At 62.6% G+C, this 4,606-nt stretch carries 4 protein-coding genes and 1 pseudogene; 3 read left to right on the top strand and 2 right to left on the bottom strand.

Annotation, left to right across the window (positions count from 1 at the left end):
* Positions 1 to 189: 189 nt before the first annotated feature.
* A pseudogene (locus tag JWN03_RS26910) lies at positions 190 to 807 on the top strand (IS256 family transposase); the annotation flags it as partial.
* Here the strand turns inward: JWN03_RS26910 and JWN03_RS26915 are convergent.
* Together JWN03_RS26915 and JWN03_RS26920 are read right to left on the bottom strand one after the other, a co-directional pair.
* Entirely contained in the window at positions 761 to 1,681 is a 921-nt protein-coding gene (locus JWN03_RS26915) for an IS5 family transposase (protein WP_297620806.1), read from the bottom strand. The pseudogene JWN03_RS26910 and the gene JWN03_RS26915 overlap by 47 nt on opposite strands.
* 121 nt (positions 1,682 to 1,802) lie before the next feature.
* Positions 1,803 to 2,336, bottom strand: coding sequence for a hypothetical protein (locus tag JWN03_RS26920; protein ID WP_297620809.1), 534 nt, complete (start codon positions 2,334 to 2,336; stop codon positions 1,803 to 1,805).
* Positions 2,337 to 3,218: 882 nt separating this feature from the next.
* Between JWN03_RS26920 and JWN03_RS26925 the strand changes: the two genes are divergently transcribed.
* Both JWN03_RS26925 and JWN03_RS26930 read left to right on the top strand, forming a co-directional pair.
* The gene (locus JWN03_RS26925) at positions 3,219 to 3,662 is read left to right on the top strand and encodes a nitroreductase family deazaflavin-dependent oxidoreductase (protein ID WP_297620812.1); all 444 of its coding nucleotides are present in this window, start codon (positions 3,219 to 3,221) and stop codon (positions 3,660 to 3,662) included.
* Positions 3,663 to 4,004: 342 nt separating this feature from the next.
* A complete protein-coding gene (locus JWN03_RS26930) occupies positions 4,005 to 4,490 on the top strand; it encodes an SDR family NAD(P)-dependent oxidoreductase (RefSeq protein WP_297620815.1) in 486 nt (161 codons plus the stop codon).
* The last annotated feature ends 116 nt before the right edge of the window (positions 4,491 to 4,606 follow it).

Genomic DNA, 4,606 nt, shown 5'->3' on the forward strand with positions numbered 1-4,606 from the left:
GCAGAAATAGAAGTCCTCACGAAACATCGCAAGCTCCTCGAGCGCACCCGCGGAGCCGGGATCATGCACACTGAACATCGAAGTCCTTGGTCTGAGATTCGTTCTGTTGCAAGAAGAATCATCAGCCAAGGGCTTCACCCAACGTGAGACCGACCGCCCGGCACGTCAACGGAGGTTAAATCTCAAGCTGAGGGCGCGAAGTTCTGGTTGCAGACCTTCACCGAGCTCAAAAACCGTGGTGTCGAGGATGTTTGCACGCTCGTCTGCGACGGGTTGAAGGGTCTGCCGGAGGCGATCGGGCAGGCCTGGCCGGCCGCGGTGGTCCAAACCTGCATTGTCCACTTGCTGCGGGCGTCGTTCGCCTATGTCGGTCGTCAGGATTGGGCGGCGATCGCCAACGCGTTGAAGCCGGTCTACACCGCACCCACCGAGGCCGCGGCGCTGGAACGGTTCTACGAGTTCGCCGAGGTCTGGGGCGCGAAATATCCAGCGATCGTTCGGCTTTGGGAGAACTTGTGGACCGAGTTCACCCCGTTCCTGGCGTTCGACGCCGAGATCCGACGCGTCATCTGCTCCACCAATGCCATCGAGTCGGTCAATGCCCGCATCCGCCGAGCAGTCCGCGCCCGCGGTCATTTCCCCAACGAGCAAGCCGCCCTGAAATGCGTCTACCTCGCGGTCCTGGCCCTCGATCCCACCGGCGACGGCCAGAAACGCTGGATCACCCTGTGGAAAGCGGCGTTGAATGCCTTCGTACGCGTTAGCCAACTGCGCATTCTCGATGTCTGGCCAGTCGGTGGGACATGAGCATGATCATGGCGACTTTCACCATGGCTTCGTGGTGTTCGGGTAGCCGTTCGTAGTCGCGGACACAGCGGCGGCGCCGGCAGATCCAGGACAGGGTGCGCTCGACCACCCATCGGCGTGGGATCACCTCGAACCCGGCCGCGGAGCCGGAGCGCTTGACGATCTGAATCCTCAGCGCCAGAACCGATTTCGCCCACTCGACCAGCGCGCCCGTGTAGGATCCGTCGGCCCATACCAAGCTGATCGTGTCGAATACCGCCCGTAGCCTGATCAGCGCGGGCCGGGCGCCGTCGCGGTCCTGGGTGTTCGCGCCGGTGACCAGCACGACCAGTAGCAATCCAAGGGTGTCCACGACGATGTGGCGTTTACGACCTGCCACTTTCTTGCCCGCGTCCCAGCCGCGGCTGTCGCGGCCGACGGTCTCGGCGGCCCGGATCGATTGGGAATCGATGACCGCCGCGGTCGGCTCGGGCTCGCGTTCTTCGGCACGACGGAGTTGTTCACGCAGATCGGTGTGGACCGCGTCGAGATCGCCGCTGTTCCACCAGCGGCTGAACGCGTCGTAGACCGCGTGCCAGGGTGGCAGGTCGGCCGGGATGTTGCCCCATTTGCAGCCGTTGTCGGCGAGATAGAAGATGCCATCAAGGATTTGGCGGCGGCAGTACTCCTCGGGTCGGCCTCCGGCGCCGTCGAGCCAGGCCGGCCACGGCAGCAGCGGTGCGAGTACTTGCCATTGCGCGTCGGTGATGTCGGAGGTGTAGTGGCGGGCGCGGACCGGACGGCGGGCGCCGTGCCCGAACCGACACGCGAGGCAGGAACACCGATTTCCGGGGTTGGGGATGCCAAAACTGGGCGTTGGGGAGTAGAACGACATGGCGGGACCTTGTGGAGCCGAAGGTTTGTGGTAATCCGAGTGCTACCACCAGGTTCCGCTCCACGCGAGGGCCACCCTCCACGTCGAGGACATAACCGCTGGCCACAACGCTGGCCCGTCGTCAATCACCCTGCCGCGCACCGTTGTTCGCGATCATGAATACTCCCGACGCGGCTTGTTCGGCCCAGCCTCGCGCGACCAGGCGCTTGAGCTTGGAGCGCAGTCCTTCCACCTGTGAGCGTTCGGTGGTCGCGACGCCCAGCTCGGTCGCGACCTGTCCGGCTCGCATTCCGTGTTCGGCTTCGGCGAGCACCGCCATGATCTCCTCGTAATCGCGCGGGAGCACCCCGATGTCCATGCCCTCCAACCGTGGCGGCACCAGCACGGCCCCGATCGGAGAAACCGTTTGCGGCACAATATATTCTGTGCTGTCATCGTTCTCGTCAGGCTGTCCGTCCGGCTCCGGCTCGGCGTCCTCGACCCCGGTCTCGGACAAGATCGCGCTCATCGTTTCCCGCGTGATGACCAACCGGGCCAAGCGCTGTTCGACCACGGCCAACTGCGCGGTCAGCTCCGCGATCTGGCTCCGCAACCGTTCGACCTCTTCGGTGGCCTCGCCTTCACGTCGAGTGAGTTCCTCATGCCACGACACCATCGCCGCCTCCCGGCATCGTCCCCGATTTGACGATAAGCCGACAACAGCCAACGCAACAGCCCCACAACGATTCCCGCAGCTCACAACCTCACAACTGCTAGTCGATCAGTTTGCCAACGGGCACTTCGACATCACCTTCGACGGCCGACCCACCGCCGGGCGACGAGAACTCAAACAACCCGAGTTACAGCGTTGTCTGGACAGACCTCTACTCGGATCGGCGGCGCATACTGCTTGGCTACGGAAAACTGACGCCGACCGCGATCCAACGGAGTGTTGCAATCTTGGGTTCGCTCCCTGCTACCACGCCCTGACGTCGATTTGCGCCGAGGACCAGACTGTCGCCGCCGTTTCCACGTGTCGTGTCGCCACCAGAACCTCAAATATCAAGCAATATCGAATGACATGTCCGGATCGAATTGTTGCGACAAACCAAACGGCCTGCTGAGTTGCTGTAAGCGGGAATGCCTGATCTGCCATTCGGAAACTACTCCATCGATCTATGCCTTCTTTGCCCGCCCTCCTGAGGCTTGAGTAAAGATGCCTAGCAATACGAAGAAATCAAAGGAGGCACAGATCCTGAGCGGTTCTGTTGACCGTGGAGGGTCCAGGTGCGTGGCCTGGTGGCAAACCGCCGAAGTAGCGCACGCCTCACGGCGTTAGCTAGAGGTAGCCGTACCCGGCGAGGGCCATGGTCAGCAGGTGAGGCCGGTTGCGGACGGCATCGGCGCGCTCGGCCAGCGGTCCCCCCAGATGTCGGGCTGGTTCACGGGTTCGCCCTACCGCCGGGATGCAAGGCGGGGTATAGTCCGTTTATCACCGTGGACGCGCGGCAACGCACTGCGGGAGTCAAGTCAACCGACACGATTGGATGGTGGAGAGATGCCTCTCACCGGGAAGTATGAGCCGAGCACGTTCGATCTTGCCCGCGATCAGGTGGACCTTTACGAGCGCTCCGGCGGTACCGAGGGCACAGCGCATCCCGCGGGTGAACCCGTGATCGTGCTGACGTCGGTAGGCGCCAAGACCGGAAAGCTGCGCAAGACACCGCTAATGCGCGTCGAGCACGACGGCGAGTACGCCGTGGTCGCGTCGCTGGGCGGCGCGCCCAGGCACCCCGTCTGGTACTACAACCTGAACGCGAATCCGCACGTGGAACTTCAGGACGGCCCGGTCAAAAGGGACTACCAGGCCAGGGAGGTCCACGGCGACGAGTATGCGGTTTGGTTCGAGCGTGCTGTCGCGGCCTGGCCGGACTACGCCGAGTATCAGAAGAAGACCGCCAGGACCATGCCCGTCTTCGTGCTCACGCCCATCGACGCGTAGCAATCGACATTTCAGCCTTGAGAAGCCCGGACGTCAGGTCGAGGGGCGACGTGGTCATCCGAGAGACTGTGGCGGAGGCTGTTTTGGCCGACCGGCTCGGGATTGACTTGTTCAATATCAGCGCCGACTACGAGCCCACCCACCGTCTGCATTCGATCTTGCGATCTATCCGTCCGGAAACACCGTCTGCTGTCGTTCATTGTGCGCAGCCGCCGAAAGATCCGGTTCAGTCGCCGCACGAGAAAGGAAATTCAAGTGAACGCATCACAGAACCTCACGTCCAGGGCTTCCGAAACTCCCAGGAAGCACAAAACTTCCATGAAAGGAGTTCGCGACCCGAGCGTGACCATACGACCGACTTCAATCGAGCGACTCAACCTCTCGACGAAGAAAATCGCCATCATCGGTGGAACAAATGGCCTCGGACGAGCCATCGCCAAGCAGGCATTGACGCGCGGCGCCGATGTCACCGTGATTGGACGAACATTTCGCGACGCCCCGGCAACCCGACTGACGTTCGTCCCAGCAGACCTGTCATCGATGAGCGAGGCTGCCGACCTCGGCCTAAAACTCCCGGTGGAATCCTACGACGCGGTGCTCTTCACCGCGGGAATCATCGCAGCCAAGTTCCGGGAAGAGACATCCGAACACGTGGAGCGGGACCTGGCGATCAGCTATCTGAGTCGCCTCGCGATACTGCATGGTCTCAACGCCCGACTCGGAACTTCACGTGCGGCCGGCGCGCCCCGACCCCGCGTTTTCGTTATGGGATCCCCAGGCGGGGGAACACTCGGAAACCCCGACGATCTCAACTCTGAGTGCCTGTGAACAAACTGATCGCGTAGGAGTTCCAGCGCTCTGATCTGCGGAAATCTATGGGGCACTGTTGTTGTGGTCGCTGGCGGCTTATCGTCGGAGCGGGGGCCCGGTCCGGTGGAGGCGGC

Origin of the sequence: Nocardia sp. (genome assembly GCF_025465275.1) — a bacterium.
Lineage (GTDB): Bacteria > Actinomycetota > Actinomycetes > Mycobacteriales > Mycobacteriaceae > Nocardia.